The organism is Sphingomonas canaveralia (assembly GCF_047238125.1).
Classification (GTDB): Bacteria; Pseudomonadota; Alphaproteobacteria; order Sphingomonadales; family Sphingomonadaceae; genus JBDFMH01.
Genome location: NZ_JBDFMH010000001.1, coordinates 3,147,561 through 3,165,316, shown reverse-complemented (window position 1 = coordinate 3,165,316; position 17,756 = coordinate 3,147,561). Strand labels below are relative to the sequence as shown.

At 67.8% G+C, this 17,756-nt stretch carries 13 protein-coding genes and 1 riboswitch; of the genes, 4 read left to right on the top strand and 9 right to left on the bottom strand.

The features are described from left to right. From ABC347_RS15875 to ABC347_RS15860, 4 genes are read right to left on the bottom strand one after another with little or no spacing between them, the layout of a single operon-like run. Nucleotides 1-1,380, bottom strand: a complete 1,380-nt coding sequence (locus ABC347_RS15875) for an O-antigen ligase family protein (protein WP_413246680.1) — start codon at nucleotides 1,378-1,380, stop codon at nucleotides 1-3. Further along, on the bottom strand, nucleotides 1,377-2,615 hold the full coding sequence (locus ABC347_RS15870; protein ID WP_413246679.1) for a tetratricopeptide repeat protein: 1,239 nt from the start codon (nucleotides 2,613-2,615) through the stop codon (nucleotides 1,377-1,379). The genes ABC347_RS15875 and ABC347_RS15870 overlap by 4 nt, the downstream gene beginning before the upstream one ends. After that, nucleotides 2,615-4,876 carry a GumC family protein gene (locus ABC347_RS15865; protein ID WP_413246678.1) on the bottom strand — a complete coding sequence of 754 codons (2,262 nt, stop codon included), beginning with the start codon at nucleotides 4,874-4,876 and terminating at the stop codon, nucleotides 2,615-2,617. The genes ABC347_RS15870 and ABC347_RS15865 overlap by 1 nt, the downstream gene beginning before the upstream one ends. 30 nt (nucleotides 4,877-4,906) lie before the next feature. After that, on the bottom strand, nucleotides 4,907-5,602 hold the full coding sequence (locus tag ABC347_RS15860) for a polysaccharide biosynthesis/export family protein (RefSeq protein ID WP_413246677.1): 696 nt from the start codon (nucleotides 5,600-5,602) through the stop codon (nucleotides 4,907-4,909). A gap of 329 nt (nucleotides 5,603-5,931) precedes the next feature. Here ABC347_RS15860 and ABC347_RS15855 point away from each other — a divergent pair, with 329 nt between their 5' ends. The 4 genes from ABC347_RS15855 to ABC347_RS15840 all read left to right on the top strand — a co-directional run bounded on the left by ABC347_RS15855 (nucleotide 5,932) and on the right by ABC347_RS15840 (nucleotide 12,107). Next, a complete protein-coding gene (locus tag ABC347_RS15855; RefSeq protein WP_413246676.1) occupies nucleotides 5,932-7,311 on the top strand; it encodes a TolC family protein in 1,380 nt (459 codons plus the stop codon). Next, nucleotides 7,308-9,032, top strand: coding sequence for a type I secretion system permease/ATPase (locus ABC347_RS15850; RefSeq protein ID WP_413246675.1), 1,725 nt, complete (start codon nucleotides 7,308-7,310; stop codon nucleotides 9,030-9,032). Before ABC347_RS15855 ends, ABC347_RS15850 begins: the two co-directional genes overlap by 4 nt. A gap of 1 nt (nucleotide 9,033) precedes the next feature. Next, nucleotides 9,034-10,401 carry an HlyD family type I secretion periplasmic adaptor subunit gene (locus tag ABC347_RS15845; RefSeq protein ID WP_413246674.1) on the top strand — a complete coding sequence of 456 codons (1,368 nt, stop codon included), beginning with the start codon at nucleotides 9,034-9,036 and terminating at the stop codon, nucleotides 10,399-10,401. Nucleotides 10,402-10,817: 416 nt separating this feature from the next. After that, a complete protein-coding gene (locus ABC347_RS15840) occupies nucleotides 10,818-12,107 on the top strand; it encodes a polysaccharide pyruvyl transferase family protein (RefSeq protein WP_413246673.1) in 1,290 nt (429 codons plus the stop codon). Here the strand turns inward: ABC347_RS15840 and ABC347_RS15835 are convergent. The 5 genes from ABC347_RS15835 to gcvT form a co-directional block, all read right to left on the bottom strand. Then, nucleotides 12,094-12,759 carry a methyltransferase domain-containing protein gene (locus tag ABC347_RS15835; protein WP_413246672.1) on the bottom strand — a complete coding sequence of 222 codons (666 nt, stop codon included), beginning with the start codon at nucleotides 12,757-12,759 and terminating at the stop codon, nucleotides 12,094-12,096. The two genes, ABC347_RS15840 and ABC347_RS15835, sit on opposite strands and share 14 nt — an antisense overlap. Before the next feature lie 141 nt (nucleotides 12,760-12,900). After that, nucleotides 12,901-14,472, bottom strand: a complete 1,572-nt coding sequence (gcvPB, locus tag ABC347_RS15830) for an aminomethyl-transferring glycine dehydrogenase subunit GcvPB (protein ID WP_413246671.1) — start codon at nucleotides 14,470-14,472, stop codon at nucleotides 12,901-12,903. Continuing rightward, a complete protein-coding gene (gene gcvPA / locus ABC347_RS15825) occupies nucleotides 14,469-15,836 on the bottom strand; it encodes an aminomethyl-transferring glycine dehydrogenase subunit GcvPA (RefSeq protein ID WP_413246670.1) in 1,368 nt (455 codons plus the stop codon). Before gcvPA ends, gcvPB begins: the two co-directional genes overlap by 4 nt. A 130-nt stretch (nucleotides 15,837-15,966) precedes the next feature. After that, nucleotides 15,967-16,338 carry a glycine cleavage system protein GcvH gene (gene gcvH / locus ABC347_RS15820; RefSeq protein WP_413246669.1) on the bottom strand — a complete coding sequence of 124 codons (372 nt, stop codon included), beginning with the start codon at nucleotides 16,336-16,338 and terminating at the stop codon, nucleotides 15,967-15,969. 2 nt (nucleotides 16,339-16,340) lie between these two features. After that, a complete protein-coding gene (gene gcvT / locus ABC347_RS15815) occupies nucleotides 16,341-17,474 on the bottom strand; it encodes a glycine cleavage system aminomethyltransferase GcvT (protein WP_413246668.1) in 1,134 nt (377 codons plus the stop codon). A 60-nt stretch (nucleotides 17,475-17,534) separates the two neighbouring features. Next, a riboswitch (glycine riboswitch) is annotated at nucleotides 17,535-17,638 on the bottom strand. Nucleotides 17,639-17,756 lie beyond the last annotated feature (118 nt).

Genomic DNA, 17,756 nt, shown 5'->3' with positions numbered 1-17,756 from the left:
TCACACGATCTCGGTCACCACCGATCCGGGCTTGCGCGATGATGATCGCGGTTTGCGCGGCGGGCTCAGCATCAGCGCGGCGGCGAGCGCGAACAGCGTGGAGAGGGCAGCAGTGCGCAGCGGATAATCGACCATGCTGTGCGCCAGCATGATCGCGATCACCAGCGCCGCCGCGCGCGGCAGCGGGCCCGAGACTTCGGGCCGCTGTTTCCAGGTCCGCCGCACCGCGCCTGCATACCAGAGCAGGAACGCGCCAAGCAGCACCAGGAAGGGCAGGCCAGCCGTCAGCCACAGCTCGATATAGTCGTTGTGGGCGTGGTTCACGTAATTGGCGCTCAGCGTCTCGGTCGGTGCCGCGCCGCGATAGATGCCATCGAAACTGCCCAGCCCGCTGCCGAACGGGAAATGGCGGCGGCCGGCTTCCGCCGTCAGCGGCAGTGCCTGGATCCGTACCTCGGTCTCCAGCGCCGATCCGGTCTTCTGTGCCATCCGGTCCGCACCGGGGCCGAACAATGTGAAGCCGATCGCGCCGGCCAGCAGCAGCAGGGCAGCCGCGACGATCGGCAACGACACGATGCCGGTGCGCGCGCGCCGGCCCATCGCCAGCGTCAGCAACGCGGTCGGCACCAGCAGCAGCAGCCCCGCGCGGGACTGGGTGGCAAGCACGCCGACGCTGACGAACAGCATCGCCGCGACCGCGCTGACCCGCGTCGCGATCTTCGGCCGTTCCAGCGCTGCACCGCCTGCCGGCTCGCTCATCAGCGCGCCGATCATCGGCAGGCTCGCCAGCAGCAGCGTCGCCAGATGGTTGCGATTGGAAAAGAAGCCCACCGCGCTTCCCGCGTTGGTGACGTCGTAGAAATAGAGTGGCGATCCCATGCCGCCGGCAAGCTGCGCCAGCCCGAGCAGGAACGAGACGATCGCCACGCCGACCACGGCCCAGGCCAGCCAGCGCCGCCGCGCGCCATCCATGGCCAGCACTGCCAGGAACAGAGCCGCCGCCGGTACCAGCGCGACACTCGCCCGCAGCGTCAGTTCCGGGGTCAATGACAGGCCCAGCCAGGGCGGCGCGACCCCCATCTGCGCCAGCCCGGCGACATAGGGCTCGCGACCGGGCAACAGCGTCCAGATCGCAGGCGGCAGCGGTACCAGCTGCAGCGGGCCGATGAGCATAATCGCGCCCAGCAGGATCAGCGCGGAGCGCGCATCGCTCGCCAGACCGGTCGTGCGCAGTCGCAGGATCGCAACGGTGGCGATCGCGATGCCGGCCAGCTGCAACAGCAGGTTGGCGGCCAGCCCGGCCGCGCTGGCCCCGCCCAGCACCAGCGCCGCCACCAGGTAGGCCGTAACCAGCATCGCATAGCGGCGATCATCGCTCATTGGACCGGTCGCTCCACGGTGCGGCGGATATCGACGGCCAGTGTGCGCAGGCTGGCATCGGGCCCATCGCCGGCCTCGGCCAGCAGCGACAGCGTCTGCGCCGGGCAGCCCGGCGGCACGGCGAACACGGTCGAGACGGTGCGCGGCTCGCGCAACTCTTCGGGATTGCCGAGCCGCGCGATCTCGCGATCGGCGGGCAGGCAGCTCAGCCGCCAGCGAAACCGATCCGCCGCTGGCCCGTCATCGCTCCCCATCCGCGCCGACAACCGCCAGCCACCGGCCGGCAGCGCCAGCATCTGCGTGGCGACCACGGCAGGCTCTCGCCCGAAAGTGCGCGCCACCAGCGCCGGGCCGCCGCGCGGCTGCGGCTCGATCTGGGCGATCGCAGATGCAGTGCTGGCAAAGGACCAGTTGAACGGGGCCGGCCCCGGCCGACGCTGGAAATCGCCGTCATAGACCTGATTGCCACGTTCGCCGCTGCGCTGTGGGCGAAGCCGTTCGTACAGCGCGTGGGCCTGCACATATTCGCCGCGCCCCGTCATCCCGACCAGCACGGTGCCGAGCGTCGTATCATCGATCTCGACGCCGGGCGTCGCCGCCAGCGCGCGCATGAACGCTATGAAGCTTGCGCGGTCGCTGCTGTCGCGCTGGGCCAGATCGAGGAACACGCCGCGCCAGCCCGGGTTCGCCGCCATCCGATCGACGACCGCGCCCCGCCCGGCGGGGTCGATCAGCATCGGTACCGCCAGCGCCGCCAAGGCGCGCACCTGGGTCGGCCGCAGCCGGATCAGCGCGTCGATCTCACCCAGGGCGGCCGCGAAGTTGCCGGCGATGACCTGCCGTCGCAGCAGCCAGAACCGCGCCGGTACGCTGCGCGGATCGCGGGTGACGGCAGTCTGCATCAATTCTGTCGCGCGGCGAGTTTCGCCCTGCCGGTCGGCGGCCAGCGCCGCCACCATGAACGGCCGCGCCAGGACCGGCGCGCTGGCCAGCGCTCCCCGCGCCCGGTCCGCCGCCAACGCGGCCGATGCCGGGCGCGGATCGGCGATCAGCAGCGCGGCGGTACGATCCAGCGCACTGGCGCTGTCGCCATCGATCGACAATGCAAGCGCCGGGTTCGAGCGCGTCGCCATGTCGACCAGCCCGGTCCGCAGGCAGACCAGCGCCAGCACGGCGGCCGCAGCGAACAGGGCGATGGTCCAGCCATCGAACCGCCGGCCCGCGCCCGCCGCCATCACGAAGAACGGCGGCCCAGCGTGATCCGCTTCTCGGCCGGGCGCGCGCCGCCATAGGTCGCGCCATAGCCATAGCCGTACCCATAGCCATAGCCGTAGCCATAGCCGAGCCCGGTCGAGCGCGCGTCGAACTTGGTCAGCACCCCGCCCACGATCTGGGCGTCGGCCGCCTGCAACCGCTGGATCGCGCTGCGCGCCACCAGCCGGCGCGTGCCGGCCTCCAGCAGGAAGGCAGTCGCCTCGGTCAGAGACGACAGCAATGGCGCATCGGCCAGGCCCATCACCGGCGGCCCGTCGATGATGATGATGTCGAACTGCTCGGTCAGGATCGCCAGCACCTCGGCGATGCGGCGTCCGGCCAGCAGCTCGGCCGGGTTCGGCGGCACCGGTCCGGACGGCAGCAGCTGAAGGTTCTCGACGCTGGTCGGATAGATCGCGCCTTCGATATCGTCCGATCCGGTCAGCAGGTTCGACAGGCCGTGCGCGTCGGGCGCGGTCGCGGTCAGCGATGGCTTGCGAAGGTCGCCGTCCACCAGCAGCACCTTGTTGCCCAGCCGTGCGAAAGACTGCGCGATCGCGAACGACGAGCTCGACTTGCCCTCTGACGGTCGCGCCGATGTCATCAGCAGCGTCTTGGGCGCCCCGCGCGACGTGCCGAATTCCAGGCTGGTGCGCACCGAGAAATAGGCCTCGGCGATCTGGCTCTTGGAATCGGCGATCTGCTGGACGATCGGCACACCGGACTGCGCCTTGGGGATCACCCCCAGCAACGGCAGCTTCAGCTTGGCCTGGATATCGTCGGGCACCTTGATCGAATCGTCCATGAATTCGGCAACGAAGGCCGACATCAGGCCGAAGATCAGGCCCAGCACCGCGCCCAGCGCCAGGTTGAACAGGAAGTTCGGGCGGATCGGTGTGCGTGGCGGTTTGGCGCTGTCGACGATCGCGACATTGCTGGTGCCGATGCCGTCGGCCACGCCCACTTCCTTGAACCGGCCCAGCAGCGCGTCATAGAGCTGGCGGTTGGTATCCACCTCGCGCCGCAGGATATTGTACTGGATGCTGCGGTCGCCCAAATCGAGTACCGATCCCTTGAGCTGGTTCACCTTCGCCTGCAGTTCGCCCTCGCGCGCCCGGGCAGCGGCGAATTCGGATCGCAGCGCGCTGCGCACCCGCGCGGTCTCGGCACGGATATCCTTGTCGATCGCCTCGATCCGCGATCGCATCTGCACCATCAGCGGGAAATCGGCCTGATAGAGGTTCGATTTTTCCTGATATTCGGCCTGCAGCTGCGCCTTGGCAGACGTCAGGCCCTGGATCGTGGCGTTGGACAGCATCTCGGTCGTCGCCCCGCCGACCGACTGGCGATAACGCTGCTCGGCAGTGATCCGGTCTTGCTGCGCCTGCGCCAGCGCGCCGTTGATATCGACCAGCGATGCCGCGGTCAGCGATCCGGTCTCGCCGCTGTTGGTGCCGGTGCCGGCCACGTTGATGATGCCGGCCTGCCGCGCATATTCGGTCACCGCGCGCTCGGACTCCTCGAGCTTGGCCTTCTGCCCCGCCAGCCGCTTCTCGAGCAGGTCGCGCGTCATCGCGGTGGAGTCGAGCTTGCGGTCGAGGTTCGATGCGATGAACGCCTGCGCATAGGCATTGACGATGCGTGCCGCCAGTTCGGGGTTCGCGCTGTCATATTCGATCGCAACGAGCCGACTGTCCGTCACCGGGCGGACGTTGAAATTCTCCTGCAGGCGGCGCACCGCCTGGTCGAGCGCCGCGATCTGGTCGGCAGGCGGCTCGTCGCCGTCCTTGCCGAAGCCATCGGTGTTCGCCAGGTTCAGCTGCCGCGCGACCGTCTCGGCCAGCGACCGGCTCTCGAGCAGACCATATTGCGTGCGCAGATAGTCCGATCGCGCGAGCTGCATCGAGGTGGCGGCCGATTCCTCGGTATCGATCACCTTGACCTCTTCGGCCGAGATTTCGAGCTGTGCCGATGCGCGGTAGATCTTGGTCGTCAGCAACGTCACCACGACCGCAATGGTGATCAACGCGATCGTGACCCCGATTACCAGCCAGCGCCACTTCATGATCGTGCGCCAGACGTCGAGATAGCTCGTCGAATCCATTGCGGCATGGCCGCCCATCTGCGCCGGCAGCGCCAGCGCTCCGCCGCCGCCCTGCGCGGGCACCCCGCGCGACCGTTCCGCAAGCTCGCGCATGCTGGCGCGTTCGGGCGGCTGCCCCGCTGGTTCCTCGTCGCTCATAACCGGTTCTTGTCCTGTGATTGACGCCGCTCAGAGCGGGCCGAAGACGGCCAGCAGGGGCACCGACTGCATGAGGTTGCGGAAGGCGGATTTGACGCCCGATCCATCGACCACGACGACATCGTCGCCATAGATGTCCGGATCCTTCATCTCGCCGTCGCGGATCGATTTCAGGTCGAACGCGGCGGCCTGTCGCTGCCCCCCGATCTGGCGGAACACGACCACGCGGCGCAGATTGGCATTCTCGTCCGGCCCGCGCGCCAGCGCGATCACCTGCAGCAACGAGATCCGCGGCGGCAACGGATAGATGCCCGGCTGCTTGACCGATCCGTCGACCGTGACCGTCTTCTGGATGATGCTCTTCACGCCGACATTGACCTGCGGCGATTTCAGATAGCGCTCGCCCAGCCGCTCCTTCAGCAGCGTGGCGACTTCGGGCGCGGTCTTGCCCTGCACCTCGACCGCACCGACGAGCGGCAGCGTGATCCGCCCGGCCGTGTCGATCGTATGCTCGCCGGAAAGATTGTCGACCTGGTAGACGCTGACCGTGATCACGTCGCCCGCGCCCAGCTTGTGGTCGGCGGCGGCGGTCGCGGGCGGCGGCGCGTCGGGCGCGGTGAAGCCGGCCGGCGCATAGGCGATATTGCCACCGCGCTTGCCAGCACAGCCGGCGAGCGTCGCGGCGACCAGCATCAGCATGGTCGGGAGCAGGCAAGCAGCACGCATGATCGTCATCCCCAGCACAACGGGCCCGACACGGTCGGCCGTGCGGCAACCGTCCGGTCGCACCGCTGCGGCTTAATCCGGTTTCGCCGGCCAAGTCAAAGCCGCGCGTCTCCGGCCCCGTGCGGAGCCGTGGCCGCGGCGCAACGCCCGCGCGCCGACCGCGCGCCCGCCCGCCCGGGCGCGATAATCCGCCTTAACAATCGCCGACGGGGCGACTAAGGCAGCGCGTCCTTTCGGAAAGCGGTTCCGTTCCCGGTTTCAACTGCTTGGCTGATGAGAGACGCTCCCTGGGGGGGAAGCGCATGGCGCGTAGGCGTATTTGGTTGAGCGTGACGGCCGCAGCTGCGGTGGCAATTCCAACGATCGCGGGTGCACAGGGCACGGTGCTTCCCGCGCCCACGCGCGATCCGCTGGCGATCGATCGGGAAGCCGATCCGATCCTGAAGATGGCGCGGGAAGCCGCCCCGACGGACTATTTCCGCCAGTTCATCACCGCGGCGGTCGCTCGCCACCCCGCGCTCGGCGAGGCGCGCGCCACCGGCGACGAAGCCCGTGCCGCGCGCAGCGAGGCCCGCGCCGCGCGCAACCCCCGGCTCGATGCCACCGTCAGCGCTTATCGCACGATCGATCGCGAATTCTCCAACGATCCGCAGAACATCATCGAGCGTTCGCGCGCCAGCCGGCGGACGGATGCGCTGCTGACGCTGGAACAGCCGCTGATCGATTTCGGCGCCGCCGCCGCCCGCGTCGGCGCGGCCAGTGCGCGGCTGCGGGGCGCTGCGGCGGGGATCGACAATGCCGCCAGCGATGTCGCTCTGCGATCGATCGCCGCCTGGTACGACGTCTATGCCTATCGCGCGCTCGTGACGCTGGGCGAGGCGTTCGCCGCCAACCAGCAGGATCTGGCCAAGGCGGTCGACGTGCGCATCGAACAGGGCGTGTCGGCACCCGGTGATGTCGCGCGGGTCACCAGCTATACTACTGCGACCGAGACGCGGCTCGCGCGCTATCGACGCGCATTGGCTGGGGCGGAAGCGCAGTTCGAGGAACTGTTCGGCGTCGCCGCCCCGCAGAATCTTGGTCGCGCACCGCCCGCAGACGGCCCGCGCCTCACCCGCGATGCCGCCGCCGCGCTCGCGGCCGATACGCCGACCGCACGTTCCGCCCGCGCCGAGGCGGAGGCGGCGCGCCTGCAGGCAAAGGCCACCCGCGCCGATACCCAGCCGGTGATTTCAGCCGGCATCGACGCTGGCCGTTACGGCGTGTTCGAAACCGATCGCGATTATGACATTCGCGGCCGCATCACGGCACGGGCGCGGCTGTTCGGTGGGGTCGGCTCGCGCGCGCAGCAGGCAGAGGCCCGCGCCACCGCCACCGAGGCGCGCGCCACCCGCATCATCGAGGAGGGACGCCGCGACGCGATCATCGCCTGGTCCGACGTCGCCGCGCTCGAAACCCAGCAGGCCGCGCTGGAACGCAGCTATGTCGCCGGCCGCCAGTCGCGCGACGTGCTGTTCGAACGGTTCCGCGTCGCACGCGGATCGCTGTTCGACGTACTGGCGTCCGAGGATACATTCTTTGAAACCGCCACCGCCTATGTTCAGGGCGTGGCCGAGCTTGACGCCGCGCGCTACGTGCTGTTGTCGCGCACGGGCAAGCTGCTCGATGCGCTGCAGATCGCGCCGGCGGACGCCCAGGAGGCCCGATGAGCCACGAGATCACCCCCGCCACCAAGCCGCGTTTCGCCGCGTGGCTGATGGAGCCGATGCAGCGCAATCGGCCGACCTATATCAAGGTCGCGCTGGCCGCGGCGATGATCAATCTGTTCGGACTGATCACCTCGCTGTTCACAATGACGGTCTATGACCGCGTCGTTCCGAACAATGCCACCTCGTCGCTGATCGGGCTCACGATCGGGCTCGCGATCGTCATCATCTTCGATTTCGCGCTCCGCACGCTGCGCGCCTATTTCGTCGACATCGCCGGCGCCGACATCGATCGCGACGTGGGCGATACCGTGTTCCGCCGGCTGTTGACGCTGCGGCTGGACCTGAAGAAGGGATCGACCGGGTCGCTCGCCGCACTGCTGCGCGAGCTGGAAACACTGCGCGACTTCTTCGCGTCCGCGACGCTGACGGCGATCGTCGACGTGCCGTTCATCCTGATCACGCTGCTGGTGATCGCGATCATCGGCGGTCCGGTGGTGATCGTTCCACTGGTGATGGTGCCGATCGTGATCCTGGTCGGCTGGCTCACCCACCCCGCGATGGACCGGCTCTCGGCACGCGCGATGGGCGAAGGCCTGCTCAAGCAATCCGTGCTGGTCGAGACGATCGGCGGGCTGGAGATGGTGAAGACCGCCGGCGCCGGCCCGCTGCTGCGCAAGCGCTGGGGCAAGGCGGTCGACGAACATTCGTCGAGCTCGCTGCGCCAGCGCCTGGTCGCCGCGATCGGGATCAACGTCGCCACGTCCGCCAACACGATCTCCTATGCCGGCGTGGTCGTGGTCGGAGTGGAGATGATCGCTAACAACGATCTCACCATGGGCGGGCTGATCGCATGTTCGATCCTTGCCGGCCGCGCGGTCGCGCCGCTCGGCCAGATCGCGCAGTTGCTGTCGCGGCTGACCGCGACGCGCACCGCCTATCGCCAGCTCGACGGGCTGATGAGCCTGCCGCCCGAGGGGCCCGAGGCCGAAGCCCTGCAGATCGGCCGGCTCAGCGGGCGGATCGAGTTCCGCGGGGTCGATTTCCGCTATCCCGGCGCATCCGAGAATGCGCTGAACGGCGTCAGCTTCACCATCGAGCCGGGTGAGAAGGTCGCGCTTTTGGGCCGTGTAGGATCGGGCAAGTCCACCATCCTGCGGCTGATCCTCGGCCTCTATCCGCCGGCGGATGGCCTGCTGCTGCTCGACGGCACCGACATCCGCCAGCTCGATCCCGATACGGTCCGCCGCAACATGGGCGCGGCCATGCAGGAAAGCGTGCTGCTGACCGGATCGGTGCGCGAGAATATCGGTCTGGCCCGCTCCGGCTTCGACGATACGGAAATGGTCCGCGTCGCGCAGATCTCGGGCACGCACCAGTTCATGGGTCAGCTCGCCAACGGCTATGATCTGCGGCTGGCCGATCGCGGCGAAGGGCTGTCGGGCGGCCAGCGCCAGTCGATCGCCATCGCCCGCGCGCTGGTCAATCGCCCGCCGCTGATCCTGTTCGACGAACCCTCCTCGGCAATGGACGCGCAGACCGAGAGCGCGCTGTTGCAGCGGCTCGGCGCCGAACTTCAGGATCGCACGCTGCTGCTCGTCACCCATCGCCCGCCGTTGCTCCAGCTGGTCAATCGCATCATCCTGCTGGATCAGGGCCGCGTCGTTGCAGACGGCCCGCGCGACGAGGTGCTGAAGCAGATCACCCGACCGAAGGCTGCCTGACATGAACGCCGAGACCCCGCTGCCGCCGACCGCCGATACGCCCGGAGCCGTCGCGCTGCCGCCGCCCAGCGACGGCCATCATCTCGAGGATCTGGCCGAACGCATCCGCCCGCGCTCGGTCTCGAACCTGCTGCTGTGGGGTATCCTCGCCTTCTTCGCGATCGCGCTGATCTGGGCCGCGTTCACCGAACTCGATCGCACCGTACGCGGCCAGGGCCGGGTGATCCCCAGCTCGCAGTTGCAGATCGTCTCGAACCTGGAAGGCGGCATCGTCGATGCCATCCTCGTGCGCGTCGGCCAGATCGTGCAGGCGGGGGCCCCGCTGGTGCGGCTCGATCAGACCCAGACCGGTTCCGAATATGGCAGCAGCCGCGCCGCCTTCAACGCGCTGACCGCCAAGATCGCCCGGCTCGAAGCCGAAGTCGCCGGGCGCGAGCCGGTTTATCCCGCCCCGAACGATCCCGCGATGGCCGAACAGATCGCGATCGAACGCTCGCTCCACGCATCGCGCATGGCCGATCTGTCGAGCCTGCTGTCCGCCGCCGCATCGCGCGTCACCCAGGCCCAGCGCAGCGTCGCCGAGGCCGAGGCGACCTATGCGGCCCGCGTCTCTGCCCGCGATGCGGCGCGGTCCGAACTCAACATGATCCGTCCGCTGGTCGATCGTGGCATCGAACCACGGCTGTCACTGGTCCAGGCCGAGAACCAGGCCGCCGTGGCCGGCAGTGAGGCCGCCGCCGCCGCCGCCTCGATCGCGCGGGCCGGCTCCGCCGTCGCCGAAGCGCGATCGACATTGGCGCAGCAGCGACAGGATTGGCGCGCCCGCGCCGCCGACGAACTGGCGACCGCGCGTGCGGAAATGGTCGCGCGGCGACAGGCGATGCCGGCACTAGCCAGCAAGGTGGAACGGACCGTCGTCCGCGCGCCGCTGTCGGGCCGCGTCAATCGCGTGCTGGTCAGCACGGTCGGCGGCTCGGTCCGCCCCGGCGATCCGCTGGTCGAAGTCGTGCCCTCGGAGGAAAGTCTGCTGGTCGAGGCGCTGGTCAGTCCCAAGGACATCGCCCGCATCCGACTGAACCAGAGGGCCAAGGTCGAGCTGACGGCTTATGAAAGCGCAGTGTTCGGATCACTGCCCGGCACCGTCGTCGCGATCTCGCCCGATGCTACTGTCAACGAGCGGACGGGCGAAAGCCATTACACCGTGCGCGTTCGCACGACGGCCAACGAGCTGCTCGATCAGTCCGGTCGCAAGCTGCCGATCGGCCCAGGCATGATCGCCACCGTCAGCCTGCTCGGCGACAAGCGCAGCGTGCTGAACTATATCCTGACCCCGATCACACGGCTCAGCGAGACCGCGTTCCGCGAGTAGGAATCGTAGTATTGCAGGATGCGTCGATCGACAGCGGCTATCCCTGTCGCTGTCGGCTTGCTTGATCGCGGTGCCAAGCGTGCCCAAGCGATTCGCCGATGGTATCAACGGCAACCCGCGCCAGCCCGTCGGGCCACCAGCGTCAATTTCGCGATTTAGACGGAGTTTGCCGGACTGGCCGATTATTATAATCGACTGATCGCACGACAGAATTCGATTCTCTCCTGAAAGCTTACGAAATAATGGCGGCAGACGCTTTGCGCTGGCAAGATTTGCAAGACTGGCATCGATCGGGATAGCAGGTCATTGATAAAATCTGCCGCCGCTTGCGCGGTATCGCTGGATCGATGGGTATACGCCCGGAAAGCCGGCGGGCTCGCATCGGGTCCAATACAACCGCCGCACGGGAAGAAGCATTGGCTCTCAACAACGATCCATACCGAACGCCGAACGGCACCGGCCGGCGTACCGGGATCGTACTCGTAACTCGGATCCGTACCAATAATCAGGGCAATCAGGCGCTTTCGATAGCCTGGCGCGATGCGATCACCAGTGCCCTGCCAAACGCGCCGCTATTCCTTATCGAGCGCAGCCCGCCCTATCTACGCGATCGGCGCGCGACTGATTTCGCGGCAGATCCGATCCCTATGTTCGAAGCGCTCGCGCGCAAATTGGCCAGAATTCCATCCGTGCCCACCTCGCCCCCAGCCGTGCGGGACGTGACGCTTGATCTTCAAATCACACCGCGCCTGCCGTTCGGGTGGCTGCGGCGGATGGTGCGGGCACGCCGACTGACGACATGGTTGGGGATCGGACGGAGCGCCTTTCGTGAGCGGCTGAGCCACTTCCGCAAGGCTCATCTGGTAGTGATGAACCCAGCAGGCGAATTCTATCCGGGCGCCTCTGGGATCGCGCTTACCTATCTGCTGGATCTGCGGGTCGCGCAGCTCGTGGGTTGTAAGACGGCGGTCGTAAATCTCTCGCTGGAGACAAGTGATCCGGTGATCAACGCAATCGCCGCCCACGTGTTCGACCGATGCGACCTGATCGAATTTCGTGAGGAACGCAGCCGCGACGTCTATCGCCAGATCGGCGGCCGCGCAGAGCCGCTGATTCTGCCCGATCTGGCGGTGATGAGCGGAACCGCCGATCCGGCCCCGTCCGACGCTGGCGACGGCTTGGCTGTCGCGCTCAACGGCCTGCAGGTCGAGCGGATGGGGATCGAGGACAAGTGGGCGGCGTTGATCGCCGGCTGGCAGGCGGACGGGCTTGCGGTGACGCTTATGACCAATGAGGCGCCGACCGACATGCCGCTGTTCGAGCGACTGGCCGCGCGGACCGGTGCTGCGATCGACCCGCCTGGTCTGGATCAGAACGCGTTTCGCAGGCGGCTCGGCGATTTCCGCGTCATCGTGTCCAGCCGGCTGCATAGCGCCATCCTGGGGATGGCAGCGAGCCGGCCGGTAGTGGCGATCGAACCAGGCCTGTTCAAGATGGCCGCCTGTCTGAATGAGATCGGTGGGGACGAGCCGCTGCGCTACGACGATGCGGGCTGGACCGACCGGCTGCGCGCCCGGGTGGCAAATCTTCTGGTCGAAGCTCCCGATACCGTCGCGATCATTCACCGTGCCCGACAGCGCATTGCCGATACGCTGCCTTCGGCTCTGGTCGAGGTCTATGATGGACCGCTGCTCACTCGCGACTGAGCACGATAGCAGCGACCGAAAAGCGGCGGAACAGCCATGTCAGCCGGTGCGCCTGAGCCAATGCGATCCGCGGCCGCCACAGCGCCGCGATGCGTAGCAGCGCCGTGGCAAGGTAGACCGGCAGCGACCTGCCCTTGCCGCGCACCTCTTCGACCAGCGTATCATCGGCGATCACCGCCGACGTGACGAGCCTGGTGTTTGGGAAGAGCGCCGCGAGCGCCGCGGGCTGAGGCCGATACATCGTGTCGATCGGATCGGGATGATAGGGATAGCTGAGCGGCCCGGTAACGACGATATGGGCCGGCGGATCCACCAGCTCGACGATGCTCCGCGCGACCGCGCCGGGATCGCGGACATGTTCGAGGAGGTTGGAGCACAGGATGGCTCGAAAACCCATCGCGCGCAGCCGGGCGATGATCGCGGGATCGTTTGCGTCGCCGGAGATATCTACGCCGTCCGCAGCCTTGAGATCGAAATGGACGACCTCAACCCCGGCAGCGGCCAGCGGTGCGAATAGGTTGCCGTCGATATGAGGCTTCGTGACGCTGCGGAACTGGCCTGTCGACGAACCGAAATTGAGCAGCGGCGATACCCGATCGGGGCCGATGGCCATCAGCTGCTCGCGGATCCAAGTGGCTTCGTCGGGTCTCATGAACTGCGCTTATCCGCGCCGCCCACCACTCACAAGCACGACGCTGCTGGTCGTGCCTGACAAGCAGAGTCGCAGATAAACCCCTGACACGACCCAACGGCGATCGCTGTAACGGCGGGCCTTGGGATGCCCGATCGAGCGCTATTCCGCGGCCAGCGCGGGCTCCGCGGGTCGCCAGGTCAGCACCGGCTTGCGCGCGGCGGCGGTTTCGTCCAGCCGGCGGCGCGGGGCGTGGACCGGGGCGGCCTTCAGCGCGGCATCGCCTGCCTTGGCGCGTTCCACCACCGATCGCAGCGCGCCGATGAACTGGTCGAGCGCGGCCTTGCTCTCGGTTTCGGTCGGCTCGATCAGCATCGCGCCGTGCACCACCAGCGGGAAATACATCGTCATCGGGTGGAAGCCTTCGTCGATCAGCCCCTTGGCGACGTCGATCGTCGAGAAGCCGGTCGCGAAGCCGGCATCGGAGAAGATCGCCTCGTGCATGCAGGGGCCGGAGAAGGCGAACGGCGCATCGATCGTCTTTTCCAGCGAGCGCAGTACATAGTTGGCGTTCAGCACCGCATCCTCGGCCACCTGGCGCAGCCCGTCCGCCCCGTGGCTCAGCATGTAGGCGGCAGCGCGCGTGAACATGCCCATCTGGCCGTGGAACGCCACCATCCGGCCGAAGCTGCCGGCATGATGCTCGCCTGCCGTCTCCTCCTCGACCAGGACATAATGGTCGCCGTCCTTCTCGACGAAGGGCAGCGGCGCAAAGGGGGCGAGCGCTTCGGAGAACACCACCGGCCCCGCACCCGGCCCGCCGCCGCCATGCGGCGTGGAAAAGGTCTTGTGCAGGTTGATGTGCATCGCATCGATGCCGAGATCGCCCGGCCGCACCCGGCCGACGATCGCGTTGAAGTTCGCGCCGTCGCAATAGACGAGTCCGCCGGCAGCGTGCACCGCCTCGGAGATCGCGATCATGTCGGGCTCGAACAGGCCACAGGTGTTGGGGTTGGTGATCATCACCGCCGCCACATCCGGCCCCAGCCGCGCCTTCAGCGCCTCCAGATCGACGCGCCCCTCGGCCGTCGCCGGGATATTCTCCACCGCATAGCCGCAAAAGGCCGCCGTCGCGGGATTGGTGCCGTGCGCGCTTTCGGGCACCAGCACCACGCGGCGGGCATCGCCGCGCGCTTCCAGCGCCGATCGGATCGCCAGCAGGCCGCACAACTCGCCATGCGCGCCCGCCTTCGGGCTCATCGCCACTGCCGGCATGCCGGTCAGCGTGCACAGCCATTCGCCGACCAGATGGATCAGCTCGAAAGCGCCCTGCACCGTATCCGTCGGCTGCAGCGGATGAATGTCAGCGAAGCCCGGCAGCCGCGCCATCTTCTCGTTCAGCCGCGGATTATGTTTCATCGTGCACGATCCGAGCGGGAACAGGCCGAGGTCGATCGCATAGTTCTGGCGCGACAGGCGCGTATAATGCCGCACCGTTTCCGGCTCGGACAGGCCGGGCAGGCCGATCGGCGCGCTGCGTTCGAGCCCGCCGAGCCGGCTTGCGACCTTCGGCGCCGCCGGAATGTCCACGCCGGTGCGGCCGGGATCGCCGATCTCGAAGATCAGTGCTTCTTCCAGCATCAGCGCGCGGTTGCCGGTGAAGGTGGCGGCATCGCCCGCCGCAGCGTCACCGTTCGGCGCTTCCGGGCGCCATCCGCTCTGGTTGATCGTCATGCCAGCGCCTCCTCGAGTGCTTCGGCCAGTTCGTCGACATCGTCCCGCGTGGTCGTCTCGGTCACCGCGACGACGAGGCCCTTCTCGAGCGCGGCCACGCCCGGATAGAGCCGCCCGAGCGAAACTCCGCCCAGGATCCCGTCATCGGCCAGCGCGCGCACCACCGGCCGCGCTTCCTTGGCAAGCCGCAACGTGAATTCGTTGAAGAATGGGCCGCTCACCAGCTCCACCCCCGGCACCTGCGCCAGCCGATCGGCCGCCGCCACCGCACCGGCATGGTTCAGCGCGGCCAGATCGCGCAGGCCCCGCTCACCCAGCAGCGTCATGTGGACCGTGAACGCCAGCGCACACAGCCCACTGTTGGTGCAGATGTTCGACGTCGCCTTTTCACGGCGGATATGCTGCTCGCGGGTCGAAAGCGTCAGCACGAAGCCGCGCTTGCCATCAGCATCCACCGTCTCGCCGGCCAGCCGGCCCGGCATCTGGCGGACATATTTGTCGCGGGTGGCGAACAGGCCGACATAGGGGCCGCCGAAGTTGAGCCCGACGCCCAGCGACTGCCCCTCGCCCACCACGATGTCCGCGCCCATCTCGCCGGGCGAGCGGATCGCGCCCAATGCCACCGGCTCCGTCACCACCGCGATCAGCAGCGCACCCTTGAGGTGGCAGGCCGCCGCCAGCTCGGACAGATCGGCGACATGGCCGAGGATGTTGGGGTTCTGCACGACGACGCAGCTCGTCTCGGCGTCGATCGCATCCAGCAGCCGCGCCATGTCGTCGCCCGGCGCGCCGTTGGTCAGATCCGGCAGCGCCGTTTCCAGCCGGTCGCCGGTGAACTTCGCCATCGTCTGGCAGACGGAGACATAATGCGGGTGGAGGCCGGCCGAGAGCACCGCCTTGGTGCGCCGCGTGATCCGCCGCGCCATCCCGATCGCCTCCCAGCAGGCGGTCGACCCGTCATACATCGACGCATTGGCCACATCGCAGCCATAGAGCCGGGCGACCTGCGTCTGGAACTCGAACAGTGCCTGCACCGTGCCCTGCGCGATTTCGGGCTGATAGGGGGTGTAGCTGGTCAGGAATTCGCCGCGCTGGATGATGTGATCGACGGTCGCCGGCACATGATGGCGATAGGCGCCGCAGCCCAGAAAGAACGGCCCCTCCCCCGCGGTCAGGTTGCGCGCCGCCATCCGTGACAGCTGGCGCTCCACCGACAGTTCGGACGCATGGCCGGGCAGTCCTTCGATCGAGCCGGACAGGCGCGCCGCCTCCGGCACATCGCGGAACAGATCGTCGATCGATCCGGCACCGATCGTCTGGAGCATCGCCGAGCGATCGGCATCGGTGAGGGGCAGGTAACGCATGGCAGGGGTCCTCAACGGCAGATTGGCCCCGCGGGGCATTCCTTGCGTCGTCATCCTGACGAAGGTCAGGATCCAGATGCGCAGTGTTCGTGGCTCTGGATGCCGACTCTCGTCAGCATGACGGCGCGGACTACAGCCCGGCGACGAAAGCCTTGTAGCCGGCTTCGTCCATCAGCCCGTCCAGCTGCGACGGATCGCCGAGCGTCAGCTTGAAGAACCAGCCTTCGCTCTCGGGCGCGGTGTTCACCAGCGCGGGCTCCTCCTCGAGCGCGGCGTTCGCTTCCGTCACGGTGCCGGACACGGGCGCATAGACGTCGGAAGCGGCCTTCACCGATTCGACGACGGCGGCTTCCTTGCCTTTCTCCACCGGCGTCCCCGCGGGCGGAATTTCGACGAACACGATGTCGCCGAGCTGGCTCTGCGCATAATCGGTGATGCCCACGGTGGCGCTGTCGCCCTCCACCGCAATCCATTCATGATCCTTGGTGAAATAGAGCGTCATCATCAGGCTCCCTTGCGGACATAGCGGTGGGGGACGAACGGCATCTGGGCGACGGTCGCCTGGAACAGCTTGCCGCGCTGCTCCAGCGTCACCTCACCGTAGAGATCGGCCATTGCGGGTGGCAGATAAGCCATCGCGATCGGGCGCTGCAGGCTGGGCGAGAAGCCGCCGGACGTGACCCGGCCGACTTCGCTGCCCTGCGGATCCAGAACGCGCGCACCTTCGCGCACCGGCTGACGGCCGTCGACGATCAGGCCGACACGCTTGGTGGCCGCACCCTGGTCGCGCTCCTGCATGATGCGCTGGTGGCCGGGAAAGCCGCCTTCCTCGCGCCGGCGCTTTGACAGCGCGAAGCCCAGGTCAGCCATCACCGGCGTCGTCTCGGGATCAAGATCGTGACCGTAGAGCGGCAGCCCCGCTTCCAGCCGCAGCGAATCGCGCGCGCCCAGGCCGATCGGCTTCACCTCGGGCTGCGCGCACAGCAGTTCCGCCACGCGCACGGCATCTTCAGCCGGGATCGAAATCTCGAAGCCGTCCTCGCCGGTGTAGCCGGACCGGCTGATCCAGGCCTCGATTCCGTCGATCGAAAAGGCGCCCGCGGTCATGAACACCAGCGTCTCGACCCCCGGCGCGATCCGCGCCAGCGCGTCCACTGCCTTCGGCCCCTGCAGCGCCAGCAGCGCCTGCTCGTCCATGTGATTGAGTGTCACATCGTCGGGCAGATGCTCGTGGATATGGGCCATGTCGTCATATTTGGTGGCGCCGTTGACCACCATGTAAAATCGGTCGTCGATCCGCGTGACCATCAGGTCGTCCAGGATGCCGCCGGTTTCGTCCAGCAGCAGTGAATAGCGCATCCGGCCTTCGCCCAGCCCCTTGATGTCCCCGGGCAGCAGCGCCTCCAGCGCGGCGGCGACGTCGGCGCCGTCCTCGCCGATGATCATCAGCTGGCCCATATGGCTCACGTCGAACTGCCCGGCGCTGTCGCGCGTCCACAGATGTTCGGGCATGATGCCCTCATACTGGATCGGCATGTGATAGCCCGCGAACGGCACCATCCGCGCGCCGCGGCCGCGATGCCAGCCATCCAGCGGCAGCGTTTCGATCTCGATCTCGGGCAGCTCGTCGTCGCTCATGCCAGGGCCTTTCCGGATTCGGGGTCCGACAGACGCAATGCCGGCCGGCCGGCTGCGTCCGTCGCCCCCTCTGTCACGGAACCTGAGAGCTTTCCCCCGGCCAAGCGGGGTTACCCCTTCGGTGGAGCCGGCTAGAAGCCGCCTCGCTTTCCAGAGTGCCGTCTCGTCCGCGCGGTCCCGATTGCCTGAGAGATTCCGGGGCGGTTGCTCCTTCGGCGGCGGGGCGGTTGCCCGCCCTCACGCTCTCCCGCGCGGCCGACACCCGGTTGCCCGGATCACGAC